Origin of the sequence: Stella humosa, from assembly GCF_006738645.1 — a bacterium.
Taxonomy (GTDB): domain Bacteria; phylum Pseudomonadota; class Alphaproteobacteria; order ATCC43930; family Allostellaceae; genus Allostella; species Allostella humosa.
Map to the genome: position 1 here is coordinate 1348976 of NZ_AP019700.1, position 17554 is coordinate 1366529.

Sequence of the window (17554 nt, forward strand, 5' to 3'; positions counted from 1 at the left end):
CGACGTTGTGAGAAAATATCCCGAATATGAGAATGCCGGTGGCCGACGATCGCAACCTGGATGACCGGCTGGCCGCGCGCCTGGCCGCGCTGCGCCAGGACCATGGCTGGTCGCTGGACGACCTTGCCCGTGAGAGTGGGATCAGCCGGGCCACCCTGTCGCGCCTGGAGCGGGGCGAGACGAGCCCGACGGCGGCCCTGCTGGGTCGCCTTTGCACCGCCTACGGCCGCACCATGTCGCGCCTGCTGGCGGAGGTCGAGACGCGGCCGGCAGACCGGCTGGCCGCCGCCGACCAGCCGGTCTGGACCGACCCGGAGACCGGCTTCCGCCGTCGCGGCCTGTCGCCGCCCGCCGCCGGTTTCCAGGCCGAGATGATCCTGGGCGAACTGCCGGCGGGTGCTGCCATCGGTTACGACGCGCCGCCTGTGGCCGGGCTCGAACATCACCTGTGGATGCTGGAAGGCGCGCTGGAACTGGCCGTGGAGGGACGGGCGCACCGGCTGGATGCGGGCGACAGCCTGCGCTACCGGCTGTTCGGCGCCACGCGCTTCGCCTGTCCCGGGCCGGCGGCGGCGCGCTATGTGCTGGCGATCTGCCGGCCATGACGGCGGGCCTTGCAATCTTGCAGCCCGCCCCGGCGGACCTGCCGGCGCTGCTGCCCGACCTGGCGGCGATCCTGCTTGCCGCGGTCGAGGACGGGGCCAGCGTCGGCTTCGTGCTGCCGTTCGCCCAGTCGGAGGCGCTGGCGTTCTGGCAGGGCATGGCGCCGGCGATCGCGGCGGGCGACCGCCTGCTCCTCGTCGCCCATCTCGACGGGCGGCCGGTCGGCACCGTGCAGCTCGTGCTGGCGATGCCGCCCAACGGCCGCCACCGGGCGGAGATCGCCAAGCTGCTGGTCCACCCGGCCGCGCGCCGCCGCGGCATCGCGCGCGCCCTGATGCTGGCGGCCGAGGCCGAGGCCCGCCGCCACTGCCGCACGCTGCTGGTGCTCGACACCCGAACGGGCGACGGGGCCGAGGCGCTCTATGCCGGCCTCGGCTACGCGCTCGCCGGCAGCGTGCCGGACTACGCCCAGGCGACGGACGGGCGCTTGGCGGCCACCAGCTTCATGTACAAGGTGTTGGTGGAATAGGGGGCAGGCCGGGCTTGCCGGCCGTCGATGTTCCGGATACGTTTCTGTTGCGAACCAGTCGCAACGAGAGGTCTCCCATGGCGGACAGCGGCACCATTCCCACCTGGCACAAGGACACGATCCGCGAGAACGCGATGGGGCCGGCCCACTCGCCGGTTTGGCGCCACCTCATCGGCCTGGTGCCGGAGCGCGACCTGACGGCCCATGCCGTGCTCGATTTCGGCTGCAACCAGGGCGGCTTCCTGCGGATGCTGCACGCCATGCGCCCGTTCCGCTTCGGCCTCGGGGTCGACATCGCGGCGGACTCGGTCGCCCGGGCCGAGGCGCTGAAGGGCGACCTGCCGCTCGAATACGCGCTGACCTCGGCCTTGCCGGACTATCCTGGCCGCTTCGACACCGCCTTCAGCCACGAGGTCATCTATCTCGTGCCGGACATTGCCGGGCATGCCCGGGCACTCCACGCGGCGCTGCGGCCGGGCGGCGTCTACTATGCCGTGACCGGCTGCCACACCGGCAGCCGCCTGTGGCCGAAATGGCGGGACGTCATCGGCGGCATGACCAACGTCCAGGTCCAGGACCGCGCGGTCGACGACTATGCCGAGGCCTTCCGCGCCGCCGGCTTCGATGTCGGCTACCGCCGCTTCGGGTTCGAGGGGTTCGTGCCGTTCGCCGGTCCCAGCCCGTACTACGACACCGCCGACGACCGGCTCTACTACCTGGCGGAGGCCAAGACGGTGTTCCGGCTGGTCCGCCGCGGGCACTGACGCTATATCCAGCCGGGCATATCCATTCCTCTTCCCCACCCGACCCGAGCCCGAAAGGCCATGGAACCCATGCAGAACATCCAGCTCTTCATCGACGGCGTCTGGCGCGACGGTACCGGCGGCGGCGAGGATATCGTCAACCCCGCCACCGGTGCGGCCATCGGCTCGGTCACCCACGCCTCGCCGGCCGACCTCGACGAGGCGCTGCATGCGGCCAAGCGCGGCTTCGAGGTGTGGCGCCACACGTCGGCCTACGATCGCTCCGCCATCCTGCGCAAGGCGGCCCAGCTGCTGCGCGAGCGGGCCGACCAGATCGCCCGCGGCATGACGACCGAGCAGGGCAAGGTCCTGGCCGAATCCAAGATCGAGGTCATGGTCTCGGCCGACATCATGGACTGGTATGCCGAGGAAGGCCGGCGCGCCTATGGCCGCATCATCCCCGGCCGCGCGCCCGGTTCCCGCCAGATGGTGCTGCGTGAGCCGGTCGGCGTCGCCGCCGCCTTCACGCCCTGGAACTTCCCGGCGCTGACGCCGATGCGCAAGATCGCGGGCGCGCTGGCGGCCGGTTGCTCGCTCGTCATCAAGCCGTCGGAAGAGACGCCGGCCACCTGCGTCGAGATCGCCCGCGCGCTGGCCGAGGCCGGCCTGCCCAAGGGCGTGCTGAACCTCGTCTTCGGCGTGCCGGCCAAGGTGTCCGAGCAGGTGATCGGCTCGCCCATCGTACGCAAGATCTCGTTCACCGGCTCGACCGCCGTGGGCAAGCTGCTGATGGCCCAGGCCGCGCGCGGCGCCAAGCGCTCTACGATGGAGCTGGGCGGCCATTCGCCGGTCATCGTGTTCGACGACGTCGACGCGGTGAAGGTCGCGACGATGGCGGCCGGCGGCAAGTACCGCAATGCCGGCCAGGTCTGCGTCTCGCCCACCCGCTTCTTCGTGCATGAGAGCAAGTACAAGTCCTTCGTCGAGACCTTCGCGGCGGTGGCCAAAGGCCTGAAGCTGGGCGACGGCCTGGCGGCCGACACCAAGATGGGCCCGCTTGCCAATGCGCGCCGCGTCGAGGCCATCGAGGGCTTCGTGCGCGACGCCGTCGATCGTGGCGCCAAGCTCGAGACGGGCGGCCAGCGCCAGGGCAATACCGGCTTCTTCTTCGAGCCGACCGTGCTGTCCGACGTGCCCGAGGACGCCCGCATCATGAACGAGGAGCCGTTCGGCCCGGTCGCCCCGATCGTGTCGTTCAAGTCCTTCGACGAGGTGATCGAGCGCGCCAACCGGCTGGACTACGGTCTGGCCGCCTATGCCTTCACGGCGTCCGAGAAGACCGCGACGGCGGTGGCCGACGCGCTGGAGAGCGGCATGGTCGGCGTCAACAGCCTGGCCGTCTCGACGCCCGAGACGCCGTTCGGCGGCGTCAAGGATTCGGGCCATGGCTCCGAAGGCGGCAGCGAAGGACTGGACGCCTATCTCAACACCAAGTTCGTGGCCCAGTTCGCCCCGCTCTGAGACTATTCTGATAAGACGCGACCGCCGCCGCCGGGGATCTTCTCGGCGGCGGCTTCCGCTTTCTCCCGCGGCCTGCTACGCAGCAGTCCGTGGCCAACTATCTTGAAGGCATTCTCGACCATGCCGCGCGGCGGCCCCGGGCGCCGGCGCTGATCCTGCCGGATCGCACCATCGACTTCGCGGGCCTCGCCCGGTCGATGGCGGGGGTATCGATCGGGCTGGCCGCCCACGGCCTCCCGCCCGGCGCCGTGGTCGCCATCGCCACCCGCTCACCGGCCGCCACCTTCCGCGCGATCCTCGGCACGATCCTGGGCGGCCATGTCGCCATGCCGCTCGATCTCAAGGCCGGCCCGGCCGCGCTGTTCGAGATCGCGGCGCGGACGGGCGCCAGTGCCGCGCTGGTGGAGGGGCAGGGCGGCACTCTGGCCGGCCGGCCGGCGATCGACCTCGACAGCCTGCCCGCGTCCGGCGATGCCGAGGCCTGCCGCCATCCGGGCGGCGCGCATCTGGCGCAGGTCACGATCACATCGGGCACCACCGGCCCGTCCAAGGCCGCACCCGCCACCCATGCCCAGATGCTGGAGCGCACGCGATCGCTGGAAGGCCTGCTGGCCCTTGGCCCCGACGATCGCTTCCTGCCCGTCATCGACCTGTCCTTCGGCCTGAGCCGGCATGCCGCCATCCGCATGCTGGATGTCGGGGGCGCGGTCGTCCTGCATCCTCTGCCGGGTTCGGCGGCGGACCTGATGGCGCTGCTGCGCGACCAGCGGGTGACCTACATGGCGATCACGCCCGGCCATGCGCATGTGATGCTGGAGGCTGTGGAGGCTCTAGGGCCGGGCGACGGGCCGGCCTTGCCCGGCGTGCGCGTGCTGTCCATCAGCGGCGCCCATGTTCCGGCGGACATGCGGGCCGAGATCCGCCGTCGCCTGACGCCGGGCCTGCATGTGAGCTATGGCAGCAACGAGACCGGCCACGTCGCCCATGCCGGCCCCGCGGAACTGGACCGGGCGCCCGACACCGTCGGCCGTCCCCTGCCGGGAATCGCGGTCGAGGTCGTCGACGACCGCGGTCGCCCGCTGCCCGCCGGGACGATCGGGGAGATCCGCGTCCGCAGCCGGCAGATCTCCCAGGCCTATCTGGGCGATGCCGCGGCGACCGCGCGCGGCTTCCGGGCGGATGGCTTCCACATGGGCGACACCGGGCACTTCGATGCGGGCGGACACCTGTTCCTGACTGGACGGGTCGACGACCGCATCAATGTCGGCGGCCAGAAGGTCTATCCGTTCGAGGTGGAGGCGGTCCTGCGGTCGCATCCCGCGGTGGCCGATGCCGTGGTCTTCGGCATGCCGGCGCCGCGGTACAGCGAGATCGTCGTGGCCGTCGTCGTGCTGCGGGGGGACGTGGCGGTGGCGGACCTGCACGCCTACTGCCGCGGCCGGCTGCCGCGCGCCAAGGTGCCGCGCCGGATATTCAAGTTCGCCGAACTGCCGCGCAACGAGACCGGGAAGGTGATGGTGCGGGCCCTGCGCGACCGCCTTGCCCTGCCCGGGGGATGAGGGAGGGCTGGGGTCGTGCCTGACGAGAAGCGGTCCTTGGAAAATCTGGTCGATCCGATCCTGGCGCTGGCGGCGGCCGGCCCCGACCGCCCGGCGATCGAGACGGAAGTCGAGACCTTGTCCTATGCCGGGCTGGTGGATCGGATGGCGGCATTCGCCGCCGGCCTGGCCGCGGCGGGGCTGGTGCCGGGCGACGTCGTGGCGCTGGCGATCCGCGAGCCGGCAGCGATGCTGGTCGCCCTCAGCGGGGCGATGCTGGGGGGCTTCGCGCCGATCCAGCTCGATCCCGACAGCCCGGCCGGGGAAGCCAACCGCCTGTTCGACCTGGCCCAGGCCGGCCTGCTGGTGGGCGACTGGCCGGGCGGGGACCGGGCCCGGCCGGCCACCCCGTTCGCCCAGGTGCTGGCGGCGGGTGCGGGGGCCGTCGCGGCCGACATGCGCCAGCCGGGCGGCGAGCGGCCGGCCCAGATCAACCTGTCGTCCGGCACCACCGGCCTGCGCAAGGCGGTGCCGATCGCCCATGCCCAGCAGCTCGGCCGCTCGCGCGGCGTCATCGGTGCCCTGGGGCAGGGGCCGGGTGACCGCCACCTGCCGCTGTTGCAGCTCCACTTCGCCTTCGGCCGCCAGGCGGCGATGCGCGTCCTGCTGTCGGGCGGCACGGTGGTGGCGCTGCGGCTGCCGACCGACATCGCGGGCTTCGTGCGGTTGGTCGAGCGGCACGCGATCACCCACCTGGAGGCGACGCCCGGCCACCTGCGCTACCTGCTGGACGGGATCGCGCCGGACGGGCCGCTGCTGCTGCCCGGCATACGCTGCCTGGCGGTGTCGACCGCGATGCTGCGCGTGGGCGAACGCAAGACGGTGCGCCGCCGCCTGACCCCTAACCTCTACATCACCTATGGCAGCAACGAGATGGGGGTCAGCGCCTGTGCCCGGCCCGAAGACCTCGACCGGGCCCTGGCGACGATCGGGCGGGCGATGCCGGGATGCGAGATCGCCATCTTCGACGAGACCGGCCTGGAGGTGCCGGCGGGGGCCGTCGGCGAAATCCGCGTGCGTACCGCCAATGCCGCCACCCGCTACCTCGGCGACGCGGCCGCCAGCGACCGCAGCTTCCGCGAGGGCTGGTTCCGGACGGGCGATGCCGGCCGCTTCGATGGCGACGGCCTGCTGTTCCTGACCGGGCGCCTCGACGACCGGATCAACTTCGGCGGCGTGAAGATCTATCCCGTCGAGATCGAGGACGTGCTGCGCGAGCATGCCGGCGTGGCCGACGTGGCGGTCGTGGCCCTCCCCTCGGTGCGCTCCCAGCAGATGCCGGCGGCAGCGATCATCGGCCGCGGCGCGGTCGACGTGGCGGCCCTGAAGGATCATTGCCGGGCCCGCCTGGGCCCCCGGCGCAGCCCGCAGCATATCGTCCTCGTCGAGGCCTTTCCGCTGACGGGCACCGGCAAGGTCGATGGCCCGGCCCTGCGCCAACTGTTGACGGAACGGATCAACGGCCCGGGCGGGGCCTGACGGCGTGACCACGGGCCGGCCGGCCCGCGGTCAGGCCCCGTCGAGCGCCTCGAAGGCGGTGGCGATCTGGGGGAACAGGCGCTGGGCCACCGGCGCGCGATCGGGCCGCAGGCTGGCGGGGCTGGCGATCAGCGGGTTGGTGTTGATCTCCCAGACGATGAAACGGCCGTCCGGGCGTACGCTGAAGTCGATCCGGCCATAGTCGATCCGCGCCAGCTCGAAGATGCGGCGGATGTCGGCCTCCCACGGGTTGTCGTCGAGGAAGCGCAGCTCGCGCGCGCGTTCTTCGGGCCAGTCCAGGTCGGCATCCTTCACCGACCAGCCGCGGCTGGTGTCCATGTGGCCGGGGACGATGGCCTCGCCGATGCGGAAGGCGCCGTACTTGCGATAAAGGCCCAGCGAATCGGCCGTGTCCGAGAACTCGACGATGATGGCCTTCTGCCGCGGCCAGCCGCGCTCGTGCAGTTCGCCGATCGCATGGCGCAGGTCCGGGGCGTCGCCGATGAGGGCGCTGACCGGGCCGGAGTGGTTGTCGTCGCGCCGCAGGAAGACCGGATAGCGGCGCGGCAGGCGCCGGTCGGTAACGCGGCAGACGTCGAAGTCGTTCATGCCGCGGTCATGGAGCACGCGCAGCATCTCGTAGCGCCGCAGGCCGCGGGTGGGATGGTTCAACAGGCGGCAGCCGGCGGCTTCCAGGTGCCGCCACAGGCCGGCCGCGCGCGTCGCCAGCGGCGGCAGCAGCCGCTCCAGGTCCGAGAAGATCCACGTCGCCGGCACCATCCCGGCCAGCCCGGCCGTGCCGGCGCCCAGGATGTCGACATAGGTGCGATGGACGATGCGGCCGGCCTGATGGGCGCCCGGCCCCTCGAGATAGTCGCCGATCGTATAGGCATGGTCGGTCGTGGACAGATAGACGATCACCGAAGATGCTCCCCGCGCGCGATGCGACCCGGTGCCGGCCCGCCATGCATAGCGCAAATCGCGGCCGCCGCCCCACGCGCAGTTGCCCCACGCGCGGTTGCCTCACGCGCAGTTGAACAGGCGCCGCCTTGGTCGGTGCCGGCCCATCCCCATCTCTGGTAGCGAGAGGGCCGGCGCCCCACAAGGCAGCCGCCCTTCAGGCTCCGATGTCGGGGATCATGCGGCGGACGTCCCTCCCGTCCGCCATGCCGGCCCTGCCGGAGCCGGTGGGCCGGGGCGAGAGTCCCGGCCCACTTTCTTTTGGCATCAGCCCGGCCTTTGGCATCCGCCCGGCACCGCCAGCAGGAATCGCTCGCATTCGCACTTGATCTTGCCCAGGCGTCCGCGTAATATCTTCTGCGAATGGTTCGCAGTTGCTGGGTGTCATGATCGTTTGCAGTTGCCGCGTCATCTCCGATCGCGAAATCCGCGCCGCCGCGGCGGCCGGTGCCCGGCGATGTGGGGAAGTGTTCCGCCGCTGCGGGAATGCTCCGCAATGCGGCACCTGCCTTCCCACGATCCGCGAGATGCTGGCCTCTGCCTGCGCCGACCGGCCGATGCTGGCCGGCGCCGACTAGGGGATCAGGCGGAATGATCCCCCATCTGGCTCTGCAGGTAGTTGGGCAGGCCGACCTTCTCGACCAGGCCAAGCTCGGTCTCGAGGAAGTCGATATGCTCCTCGGTGTCCTCGAGGATCGCCACGACGATCTCACGCGAGACATAGTCCTGCACCCGCTCGCAGTGGGCGACGGCGGCCAGCACGTCGCGCCGGGCGGTGCTCTCCAGCCGCAGGTCGGATTCGAGGCACTCGACCACGTTCTCGCCGATCAGCAGCTTGCCCAGATCCTGCAGGTTGGGGTGGCCGTCGATCATCAGGATGCGCTGGATCAGCCGGTCGGCATGGCGCATCTCGCCGATGGATTCCTCGTAGACTTTCTTCCCCAGCCGCTCGAAGCCCCAATGCTTCAGGGTGCGGGCATGCAGGAAGTACTGGTTGATCGCCGTCAGTTCGTTCTTGAGCAGGCGATTGAGGTGGACGATGACCTCGGCGTCAGTCTTCACGATGCCGTCTCCTTGAAAGCTGGTGGCGCCCACGCGGCCGGGCGCGCCGATGACTGGAACATACGCCGCGGCGGCGGATTCTGTCCTCTGCAAATGACTCGTAAGTCATTGATGACATTCGTTCCTATTCGCGTGGCGACGGGCTCCCTTCGGGGGGAGGGGGTGTCCCCGCGATAAGACGGCCGGTCCCGGGAAGCGCGGCACAGGTCGCGCATTCCGGGGTGGGCTGGATACCCGGGCGCCATCGCTCCGGACGGGCCGTCCCCAGGACGATCCCCGTCGACCCAGCGGATGTGGTGGAGGTTCGGGCGGTGCCGCGGCAGGGCGGGTGGTCGGCAGGGGTCGTCCGTCCGGCCGCGGTACCAAAATTGAGGCTTTCGCATCCGGGCGATGATCGCTCCGGCCGGGGTTCGCGGTTTCGCGACAGGGAACCCCGGCGGACCCAGCGGGTCGGTCATCGTGCGGCGGTGCCGCGACAGGGCGTGCGGTCGGCAGGGGTCGCCCGTCCGGTCGCGGCACCAAACCATCCAGATCGTTCCCGGACGATCGTCGCTCCGGCGGGGGTTCGCGGTTTCGCGACAGGGAAACCCCGCATGACCCAGCGGATCGGCGATCGAACGGTGGTGTCGCGGCCGGCGGCCGATCGGCAGGGGTCGTCCGCCCGGCCGCGACACCAAATCCACGACACCAGATACCAGGGCTATTTTTGCCTGGCCCGGCCCTGCCATGCAAGCAGAAGCCAGCCCAGGATCATCAGAACCCCGCCCGCCGGGGCCGCCATGGGCAGCAGCCGCTGCCCCAGCCAGACGCGCAGGACCAGGTCGCCGCAGAATACCGCGGTGCCCAGCGCCATGACGCCGCCCGCCCAGGCGGCGCCCAGCGCCGCGGCCGCCGCGATCGCGGCCCCATGCACCATCAGGAACAGCGAGGCGGTGCGCAGCAGCTCCGAGCCGCCGCCATGGGCGGCCAGGGCCGCGGTGGCAACGCCGCCGGCGCCGAACAGGCCGGCCAGCACGACGAGAAGACGGAGGAGGCGGGGACCCTTTGGCATGCGGGGACCCTTTAGCATGATTGGCCGGATGGCGCCCGATGGCGACGGCGGCAATCGCCGTGGCGTGCGTTCCGCGACCTTTCGCGCCGCTGCCGGCTCGTGGCATGCTTGCGCCGATGAGAGCCAAGCCTGCATTGCGCGCGGGCGACCGGTCGTGACCGCGCCGGCCCGCCCCGTCAACGACCTGGACGACCGCGTCGTCGGCTACCTGGCCGAGGACATCGCCAATCCCGATCTCGCCAACCGCCAGCGTCTGGGCAAGGCGCTGCCGATGCTGTCGCGCTGGCGGGCGACGCTGCTCCGCGATCGCCTGCTGCAGGAATTCCGCGGCACGGTGCAGGGGGGGCCGTTCGCCGGTCTCGTCGGCCTGATCGAGGTGCTGGAGGGTTGCCACGTGCCCAAGCTGCTCGGCTCCTACGAGCGCGAACTGCACGACATCGTCGAGCGCATCGTCGCCGCGCCCTATGACGTGGTGGTCAATATCGGCTGCGCGGAGGGCTACTACACGGTCGGCATGGCCCGGCGCATGCCGGCCACGCGCATCCTGGCCTTCGACACCAACCCGTTGGCCCAGGCCGCCTGCCGCCGTCTGGCCGAGCGCAACGGGATGGCCGGCCGCATCACCATCGGCGGCACCCTGTCGGGCGCGGACTTCGCGCGCTGGCAGGGCCAGCGGGTGCTGGTCGTCTGCGACATCGAGGGGGCCGAGGACGCGCTGCTCGACCCTGCCGCCTACCCGGCGCTGGACGGCATGGATGTGCTGGTCGAAGCGCATGACTGCTTCAAGCGCGGCATGTCCGACCTGCTGGTCGAGCGGTTTCGCGGGACGCACCGCATCGAGATGCGCCGCCAGCAGTTCATGCCCTTCGACCTGCCCGCCGGGATGGACCGGTCGCCCGAGCTGGACCGCATCTTGGCCTTGTGGGAATGGCGGTCGGGGCCGACGCCCTGGCTGTTCCTGACCGCCGGCGGCGGCGGGTAGCGGCGGGGTCCAGCGCCAGGGCCAGCGCTAGGGGGAGACAAGCGGCCCGGCTTGCCGCTAGAGTCGCGGTCGGCGGGCGCGCCCACCAGGGCCGCGTCGGGTCGCCTTCCCCCAAACCGCCCCCGAATTCGCAACGATGATCGAACGCCAGGCCAAATATCCGCTCGGACAGGTGGTCCGCCACCGCTACTACCCGTTTCGCGGGGTGATCTTCGACGTCGATCCGGAATTCTCCAATACCGACGAGTGGTACCAGTCGATCCCGGCCCACCTGCGGCCGCGCAAGGACCAGCCCTTCTACCACCTGCTGGCCGAGAACGAGCAGTCGACCTACGTGGCCTACGTCTCAGAGCAGAACCTGCTGCCGGACGAGACCGGGCGGCCGGTCAACCACCCGCAGGTGCGGGAGCTTTTCGGCGAGCTGGCCGATGGCCGCTATCGGCCGCGGCCCGGCCTCGGTCACTGATGGCGGGGAGATAGGACGATGGGTACGGTCGGCACGCTGGTGGCCCTGCACGCGGTTTCCGCCTGCGTCTGGCTGGGCGGAATGGTATTCGCGCATTACTGCCTGCGGCCGGCGGCCCGCGCCTTCGACCCGCCGATCCGGCTGCCATTCATGGCCGATGTGCTGGGCCGCTTCTTTCGCTTCGTATGGGGTGCGATCCTGCTGCTCGTCATCAGCGGATATGGCATACTAAGCGTGCAAGGCTTCGGCTCCTTCGGGGTCCACGTCCATCTGATGCAGGCGAGCGGCATCGTCATGATGCTGCTTTTCGCGCATCTCTGGTTCGCCCCCCGGCGCCGGCTGGAGCGTGCCGTGGCGAACAAGGACTGGCCGGCTGCCGCGCGCAGCCTGGACCAGATCCGCGTGATCGTGACGATCAACATGTGGCTGGGCACATTCACGGTTCTGATCGGGGCCGGCGGACGCTGGCTCTAGGGCGGTGCAGTATGGAACTCAAGAAGACCCTGTTCGCGCTGCATAACATCATTGCGGCGGCGGAAGGCAGAAGCCAGTTGCGGGAACTCTCGCCCGAGGAGCGGCGGGTGCTGGTCGCCATCGGCGGCGTCATCGCCTCGGGCACGGCGGTGCATATTTCGGACGTCGTGCGCAACCGCGACCTGGGCGCGCCGATGACGGTGGCCAAGCGGCTGCGCCATCTCGAGCACAATGACTGGGTCGAGATCCGCTATGCCGACGGCAGTCGCGTCCGCAAGGAAGTGCGCCTGACCGAGAAGGCGCAGCGCAACCTCAACCTCGTCTCCTGGTCGCTGGACACCCACCTCGCGTCGGGCAGCTAGACGGCCGATGGGGGTCGACCGCGTCGGTCGGACGCACCCTACGGCGGTCGATGCGGGGCTTGTCGTCCTGTCGGCGGTGATCTGGGCCATATCAGTCTACCTCAATAACGAGGTCTTCTTTCCCTGGACCCATGACGAGGACTATCTGCACTGGATCTTCGTGCCCGGCGGGATCAAGGTCCTGCTGGTCATGCTGCTCGGCTGGCGGGCGGTGGTCGGCATGGCCTTCGGTGCCATTCCGGGGGTGCTGACCGCATTGCCGGGGATCGGCCCTCTGGCGCTGGCCCTGGTGGCGGGCGCGGTCGGCGTCATGCCGTGGCTGTCGATCCGGCTGTTCTCGTACGTGACGGGGGTGCGCCACCCCTGGCATGACTTGGTCTGGTGGCACCTGCCGGCCATTGCCGCGCTGTCTGCCTTCGCCAATTCTGCCTTCCTGAACAGCCAGTTGATCCTGCTGGGCCTGGAGCCGCCGCGCGACCTGCCGGTCAATCTGCTTTCGGTGATGATAAGCGATTTCGCGGGCGCGCTGATCCTGCTGCTGGTGTCCGTGGCACTCGTCCGGTTACTGCGCACGATCCGTTAGGACGGCCACTGCAGCCACGTGATTGCACCAGCTTGGTGTTATTAATTGGTCCAAGTTGGAACTTTCTCCCCCCTTCTCCTCCAAATGGGGGATAAACTTAGCCATTCGCGCCGCTAATCTCGTGACGGTTGCACGGGTGCCGGCGATTCTGCGGCTGTTACCGGCCCGGGGGGGAATTTATGGCGACAATTCTGGTCGACGCCAATGGCGGCGGGGCATTCACGACGATTTCGGCGGCAATTGCCGCGGCCGAAGCCAACGACACGATCCAGATCGCCGCTGGCACCTATGCCGAGAATGTCGTCGTCAGCAAGTCCCTGACTATCGTCGGCCTGGGCGAGCCGGGCGGCGTGGTCATCCAGGGCACGATCGCCGCCGACAATTCCATCCCCGAGGGCACCAGCCTTTTCGAGTGGATCAAGACCCAGACCGCCTATACGGGCAGTGCGGGCGCCGGGATCACCGTCGCCGCCAACGACGTCACGATCGAGAACCTGTCCATTGACGGCTTCCTGCACGGCATCGCCCTGCAGACGAATTCGGGGCTGACGGTCGAAGACGTCGACATCACCAACGCGATCATCGGCATCCATCGCGACACCACGTTCGAGGTCACCGACTTCGACCTGATCGGCGGCTCGATCTCCGATGGGGTGATCGGCATCAACGTGGCCGCGGCCAGCGACGACGGCAGCTTCGACGACATCCTGATCGACGGCACGTCCTTCGACCGGCTGGCCTACAAGGGCATCTATTTCGAGCAGCTCAGCAATGCCGTCATCGAGAATATCTCGATGGAGGATGTGGGCGATTTCGGGCGCCCGCGCCCCTTCGGCAACCCGGCTGGCCCGTCCGGCGTCGCCGTCGACTTCAACATGAAGTACGGCGACTACGAGAACATCACGCTGCGCGACTTCGACCTGACGAATGTCGGCGACAGCGACCGCGACGGCCAGGATTCGGTGCCGAACGCGTTCGGCGGCGCCATCGTCATCCGCGCGCGCATCGACGGCTCCTATGCCAGCGACCCGGCCAGCCTCGATGGCGTGACCGTCGAAGGCGGCAGCATCGACGGCACCAGCGTCGCTTTCCGCATCGGCGAGCCCACCAAGCCCGACGACGGGTCGGAGAACATCTACGTCAACAACGTCACCATCTCCGGTGCCACCATCGCGGAATATGCCAACGTCACGGACCAGCCGCTGACGGTCGACGGCACGCCCGACGCCGACACCATCACCACCTCGCCGGATTCGACCGGCATGTTCGTCATCGACGGCAAGGGCGGCCATGACAGCATTGAGGGCGGGCCGGCCGCCGACACGCTGAAGGGCGACGCCGGCGCGGACTCCCTCTTCGGCGGCAACGGTGCTGACCGGCTGGAAGGCGGTGCCGGTTCCGACCTGCTGAGCGGCGACGACGGGATCGACACCGCCGTTTTCGGCGCCGGGGCCACGATCACCTTCTCCGGCGGGCAGTGGCTGGTCACCGACAGCGGCGGCACGGACACGCTGAGCGGCGTCGAGAAGGTCGAGGTCGACGGCAAGACCTTCATCCTGGTCGACACGATGGGGGCGGCGATCCAGTCGGTCGGGGCGGCCCTGTCGATGGCGGGCGGCGGCGAGACGCTGCTGCTGGCCGACGGCAGCTATACCGGCATCCTGAACCTCGTCGTCGACAAGTCCGTCACCATCGAGGGCGCGGGCGCCGGCGCGATCATCGACGGCCAGCTTAGCGAGCTGAACGATTCCTATACCAGTTCGACCTTCGACCTGTTCGAGACCGACTCCTCGATCGTTGCGGCGGGCGACGCATTCCGCATCAGCGCGGACAACGTCACCCTGCGCGACATCACCATCCGCGAATACACCAACGCGGTGGCGCTCAGCGGGGGCGACAGCATCCGCCTGGAAGACGTCATCCTGGAAGACAACTTCCAGGGCATCCGCAAGGGCACGCAGGTCGAATCGACGGGCTTCGCCATGGTTGGCGGCGAGATCCGCGACGGCGGCGCCGGCATGACGATCTTCTCGGATTCGGCGGCAGGGTCCTTCACCAACGTCCTGATCCAGGACGTCAAGGTGACCGACATGCTCTCGAAGGGCTTCTATTTCGAGGAGCTGTCGCAGGCCACGATCAGCGGCGTGGAGATGGACAATGTCGGCGAATTCGGCCGCGGCCCGGATACCGCGCTGTTCAATGCCGGCCTCGGCCAGTTCGGCACCGGCATCGACATCAACCTGAAGTACGGCGCCTATTCCGACATCCTGATCGAGGATTTCACCTTCACCGATGTCGGCACCAGCTCGGGCGGCGGCACCCCGCACGCCGGCGGCGGTGCCATCCAGGTCAAGGCGCGCGACGACGCGTCCTCCTACAACACCAACCCGGCCACGCTCGATGGCGTGACGATCCGGAACGGCTCGATCGACGGCACCAGCACGGCCATCCGCCTGGGCGAGCCCGGCAAGGTGAACAACACGCCGACCGACGTGCTGGTGCAGAACGTCACGATCTCGGGCGCGGTATCGGGCGCGCTCGACAATCGCACGCTGGCCACGCTTACGGTGCAGGGGACGGTCGGCAGCGACACGCTCGACGTGAACAGCGCCGCCACGGGCAAGTTCAATGTCGACGGCAGCAACGGGCCGGACAACCTGGAAGGCGGCCCCGGCAACGATACCCTGGCCGGCGGGCCCGGCGCGGACACGGTCACGGCATCGCTCGGCAGCGACCAGTTCACCGGCGGCGCCGGCAGCGACCTGGTCTTCATCGACCCGGCCCAGCTCGCGGCCGGACCCAAGGCCGCCCTGACGTTCCTGGATCTCACGACCGGCGAAGGCATCGACCTGTCCGCCGTGACCGACCCGACCGAGGTCGCCTCGTCGACCCTCGCGACGACGCTGGCTCAGGGGCAGTACACCGTCAACGTCACCCAGGTGGGCGATGACTGGCACCATGTCGTCGAGCTCGGCCTCGACACGGTGGCGGGCGCGGACATCGCGATCACGCTGGTGGCCGAGGAGTCGATGGCGGGCACCCTGGCCGACGACCGCCTGACTTTCGCGCCCGACGTGCCGGCGGTGCCGAGCTACACCGACTATCTCTTCTCGTGGTCGCCCCGGCATATCGTGGCCCTGGCCGAGGGCACCGAGGACGGCTTCACCAACACCACCATCGTCAGCTCGCCCGGCGCCGGCTGGGTCCTGGCCGGGACCGGCGACTTCGACGATGACGGCGACGACGACCTGCTGTGGTGGAACGGCTCGCTCGGCGGTGCGGCCTGGTCGGAGGTCGATGGCGTGTCGGCCGGTGCCGCCAACTGGATCGGTGCACCGGGCGCGGGATTCTCCGTCGCTGAGATCGTCGACGTCGATGGCGACGGCACCGACGACGTGGTCTGGACGAACGGCGACCGCACCCAGGCCGTCGTCGGCGACGGCGTCACCCTGTCCTTCACGTCGGTCACGCTGACGAACCCGAATTGGAAGTTTGCCGGCGTCGGCAGCCTCGACGGCGGCGGCAACCGGCTGGTCTGGGTCAATGACGACCCGGACGAGTTCGGCGTCGTGACGACGCCGACCACGACCCATGTCGGGGCCACCTTCTACGGTGTCCATCCCGGTGCCGGCTGGACCTTGAGCGACATCGACGACCTGGGCGGCGATGGCCGCGACGATCTCATCTGGCTCAAGAACGGCGACACGGACGTCGCGGTCACCGCCTTCAACGGCATCGCCACCAGTGGTTACACGGCGGCGGTCGGCGATCCGGGCGGCGCCTGGACCTATCTCGGCCATGGCGATTTCGGCGGCTCGGTCGATGGCATGCTGTGGTTCGACGAGGCCAGTTCGGCCGCGATCATCAAGCCGCTGACCACAAACGGCACGACCGGCGCGCTCGAGGCCGGCGCCAACGACTGGCTCGGCGGCCCGGGCGACGGCTGGACGTTCGATCGCATCTTCAACGCCGACGGCATCGGCGGCGACGAGATCCTGTGGTTCAACGAGGCCTTCGGCGGCTATGCCATCCAGCGCGACCCGCTCGACTTCGGCAGCGCCGACTGGATCGGCAACGTCGTGGCGACGGACCCCGAGCGTGTCGCCTTCCAGGTCGATCTGTCGCCCGGGGTGGGTTGGTCGTTCGCCGGCTATGGCGATTTCGACGGCGACATGGAGGACGACATCCTGTGGTGGAACGCCACCGCCCAGGGTGCCGCCTGGAGCCCGGTCACCGATGGCCAGGTCGGGTCGGCAGCCTGGATCGGCGCGCCGGCCTTCGGCTACACCATCGACGGGATCATGGATGTCGACGGCGACGACACCGACGACATCGTCTGGGTCAATGCCAGCCGCAGCACCGCGCTCGTCTCGGACGGGGCGAGCATCACCGGCAACGCGGTCACGATGGGGGCGAACTACACCTTCTCCGGCGTGGCCGACGTCGATGGCGGCGGCAACAAGCTGGTCTGGGCCTACGAGCTGGGCGGCACGGTCGGCATGGCCTTGTCGCCGATCGGCACGAGTACCGGTGCCACCTGGTATGCCGGCCATCCCGGCGTCGGCTGGGACCTGATCGAGGTCGCCGATTTCCTGGGCGACGGCAATGCCGATTTCCTGTGGTTCAACGACAGCCTGAACGCGGCCGCCTTCACGGCCCACCCGGGCGCCGTCACCCAGTGGTTCGGCGCCCCGGGCTCCACCTGGAGCCTGGAGGAGACGGGCGACCTGAACGGCGACGGCACGATCGACCTGCTGTGGCAGAACTCCGTCGACAGCGCGATTGCGATCACCACGCTGCAGGAAGACACGGCCACCGGCGGCATCGAGCACGACTCGGAGACCTGGATCGGCTCCTACGGCAGCGGCTGGGCGATCGACCGGCTGGTCGACATCGACGGTGACGGCGCCAACGAGGTGCTGTGGTTCAACGCCGGCCTCGCTGGGTATGCGATCCAGCACGACGCGTTCTCTCTGGGTTCGCTGTCCTGGCTCGGCGCGCTCACGCCGCAGCAGGCAGCCAACATCGAGACCTGGCAACTGGATAGCTGGAAAGTCCAGGCGACGGCGGACTTCGTCCTCGACGTCTAGTCGGGGCGCGCGGTGCGCGTCTTTCTTCTCGGCAAGGATCGGGGCGGCCGG

General features: G+C 69.6%; 16 protein-coding genes. 13 read left to right on the forward strand and 3 right to left on the reverse strand.

Annotated features, from left to right (window positions below; translation table 11 throughout):
* Nucleotides 1-32 precede the first annotated feature (32 nt).
* The 6 genes from STVA_RS06360 (at nucleotide 33) to STVA_RS06385 (ending at nucleotide 6473) form a co-directional block, all read left to right on the forward strand.
* Nucleotides 33-605, forward strand: a complete 573-nt coding sequence (locus tag STVA_RS06360) for a helix-turn-helix domain-containing protein (RefSeq protein ID WP_245978293.1) — start codon at nucleotides 33-35, stop codon at nucleotides 603-605.
* A complete protein-coding gene (locus STVA_RS06365) occupies nucleotides 602-1132 on the forward strand; it encodes a GNAT family N-acetyltransferase (protein WP_123689433.1) in 531 nt (176 codons plus the stop codon). The genes STVA_RS06360 and STVA_RS06365 overlap by 4 nt, the downstream gene beginning before the upstream one ends.
* Before the next feature lie 77 nt (nucleotides 1133-1209).
* Nucleotides 1210-1896 (forward strand): class I SAM-dependent methyltransferase, encoded by a 687-nt coding sequence (locus tag STVA_RS06370; RefSeq protein ID WP_123689432.1) that lies wholly within the window; start codon nucleotides 1210-1212, stop codon nucleotides 1894-1896.
* Nucleotides 1897-1956: 60 nt separating this feature from the next.
* Nucleotides 1957-3396, forward strand: a complete 1440-nt coding sequence (locus STVA_RS06375) for an NAD-dependent succinate-semialdehyde dehydrogenase (protein WP_123689431.1) — start codon at nucleotides 1957-1959, stop codon at nucleotides 3394-3396.
* Nucleotides 3397-3485: 89 nt separating this feature from the next.
* Complete coding sequence (locus STVA_RS06380; RefSeq protein ID WP_123689430.1) at nucleotides 3486-4955, forward strand: class I adenylate-forming enzyme family protein; 1470 nt, start codon at nucleotides 3486-3488, stop codon at nucleotides 4953-4955.
* A gap of 36 nt (nucleotides 4956-4991) precedes the next feature.
* Entirely contained in the window at nucleotides 4992-6473 is a 1482-nt protein-coding gene (locus STVA_RS06385) for a class I adenylate-forming enzyme family protein (protein WP_170216429.1), read from the forward strand.
* Nucleotides 6474-6503: 30 nt separating this feature from the next.
* On the opposite strand, the gene STVA_RS06390 is transcribed toward STVA_RS06385, so the two are convergent.
* Nucleotides 6504-7394 carry a hypothetical protein gene (locus STVA_RS06390; RefSeq protein ID WP_123689428.1) on the reverse strand — a complete coding sequence of 297 codons (891 nt, stop codon included), beginning with the start codon at nucleotides 7392-7394 and terminating at the stop codon, nucleotides 6504-6506.
* Between the two features lie 425 nt (nucleotides 7395-7819).
* On the opposite strand from STVA_RS06390, the gene STVA_RS28535 reads away from it, so the two are divergent.
* Nucleotides 7820-8011, forward strand: a complete 192-nt coding sequence (locus STVA_RS28535) for a (2Fe-2S)-binding protein (protein ID WP_123689427.1) — start codon at nucleotides 7820-7822, stop codon at nucleotides 8009-8011.
* Nucleotides 8012-8015: 4 nt separating this feature from the next.
* Here STVA_RS28535 and bfr read toward each other — a convergent pair whose 3' ends face one another.
* Both bfr and STVA_RS06405 read right to left on the reverse strand, forming a co-directional pair.
* Nucleotides 8016-8495, reverse strand: a complete 480-nt coding sequence (gene bfr / locus STVA_RS06400) for a bacterioferritin (protein WP_123689880.1) — start codon at nucleotides 8493-8495, stop codon at nucleotides 8016-8018.
* 700 nt (nucleotides 8496-9195) lie between these two features.
* Nucleotides 9196-9546: a DUF423 domain-containing protein gene (locus tag STVA_RS06405; protein WP_123689426.1), complete on the reverse strand. Its 351-nt coding sequence runs from the start codon at nucleotides 9544-9546 to the stop codon at nucleotides 9196-9198.
* A 154-nt stretch (nucleotides 9547-9700) separates the two neighbouring features.
* Here STVA_RS06405 and STVA_RS06410 point away from each other — a divergent pair, with 154 nt between their 5' ends.
* The 6 genes from STVA_RS06410 to STVA_RS06435 all read left to right on the forward strand — a co-directional run bounded on the left by STVA_RS06410 (nucleotide 9701) and on the right by STVA_RS06435 (nucleotide 17503).
* Complete coding sequence (locus STVA_RS06410; RefSeq protein WP_142235683.1) at nucleotides 9701-10528, forward strand: class I SAM-dependent methyltransferase; 828 nt, start codon at nucleotides 9701-9703, stop codon at nucleotides 10526-10528.
* 136 nt (nucleotides 10529-10664) lie between these two features.
* Nucleotides 10665-10994: a heat shock protein HspQ gene (gene hspQ, locus STVA_RS06415; protein WP_123689424.1), complete on the forward strand. Its 330-nt coding sequence runs from the start codon at nucleotides 10665-10667 to the stop codon at nucleotides 10992-10994.
* Between the two features lie 18 nt (nucleotides 10995-11012).
* Nucleotides 11013-11468, forward strand: coding sequence for a CopD family protein (locus STVA_RS06420; protein WP_123689423.1), 456 nt, complete (start codon nucleotides 11013-11015; stop codon nucleotides 11466-11468).
* 11 nt (nucleotides 11469-11479) lie between these two features.
* The gene (locus tag STVA_RS06425) at nucleotides 11480-11830 is read left to right on the forward strand and encodes a hypothetical protein (RefSeq protein ID WP_123689422.1); all 351 of its coding nucleotides are present in this window, start codon (nucleotides 11480-11482) and stop codon (nucleotides 11828-11830) included.
* A 7-nt stretch (nucleotides 11831-11837) separates the two neighbouring features.
* Nucleotides 11838-12413 (forward strand): hypothetical protein, encoded by a 576-nt coding sequence (locus tag STVA_RS06430; RefSeq protein ID WP_123689421.1) that lies wholly within the window; start codon nucleotides 11838-11840, stop codon nucleotides 12411-12413.
* Between the two features lie 179 nt (nucleotides 12414-12592).
* Complete coding sequence (locus tag STVA_RS06435; protein WP_123689420.1) at nucleotides 12593-17503, forward strand: calcium-binding protein; 4911 nt, start codon at nucleotides 12593-12595, stop codon at nucleotides 17501-17503.
* The last annotated feature ends 51 nt before the right edge of the window (nucleotides 17504-17554 follow it).

Coding starts and splice junctions, on each gene's coding strand:
- STVA_RS06360 (WP_245978293.1), top strand. CDS start 33: ATGCCGGTGGCCGACGATCGCAACCTGGATGACCGGCTGGCCGCGCGC.
- STVA_RS06435 (WP_123689420.1), top strand. CDS start 12,593: ATGGCGACAATTCTGGTCGACGCCAATGGCGGCGGGGCATTCACGACG.
- STVA_RS28535 (WP_123689427.1), top strand. CDS start 7,820: ATGATCGTTTGCAGTTGCCGCGTCATCTCCGATCGCGAAATCCGCGCC.
- STVA_RS06365 (WP_123689433.1), top strand. CDS start 602: ATGACGGCGGGCCTTGCAATCTTGCAGCCCGCCCCGGCGGACCTGCCG.
- STVA_RS06405 (WP_123689426.1), bottom strand. CDS start 9,546: ATGCCAAAGGGTCCCCGCCTCCTCCGTCTTCTCGTCGTGCTGGCCGGC.
- STVA_RS06375 (WP_123689431.1), top strand. CDS start 1,957: ATGGAACCCATGCAGAACATCCAGCTCTTCATCGACGGCGTCTGGCGC.
- STVA_RS06370 (WP_123689432.1), top strand. CDS start 1,210: ATGGCGGACAGCGGCACCATTCCCACCTGGCACAAGGACACGATCCGC.
- STVA_RS06420 (WP_123689423.1), top strand. CDS start 11,013: ATGGGTACGGTCGGCACGCTGGTGGCCCTGCACGCGGTTTCCGCCTGC.
- STVA_RS06425 (WP_123689422.1), top strand. CDS start 11,480: ATGGAACTCAAGAAGACCCTGTTCGCGCTGCATAACATCATTGCGGCG.
- hspQ (WP_123689424.1), top strand. CDS start 10,665: ATGATCGAACGCCAGGCCAAATATCCGCTCGGACAGGTGGTCCGCCAC.
- STVA_RS06430 (WP_123689421.1), top strand. CDS start 11,838: ATGGGGGTCGACCGCGTCGGTCGGACGCACCCTACGGCGGTCGATGCG.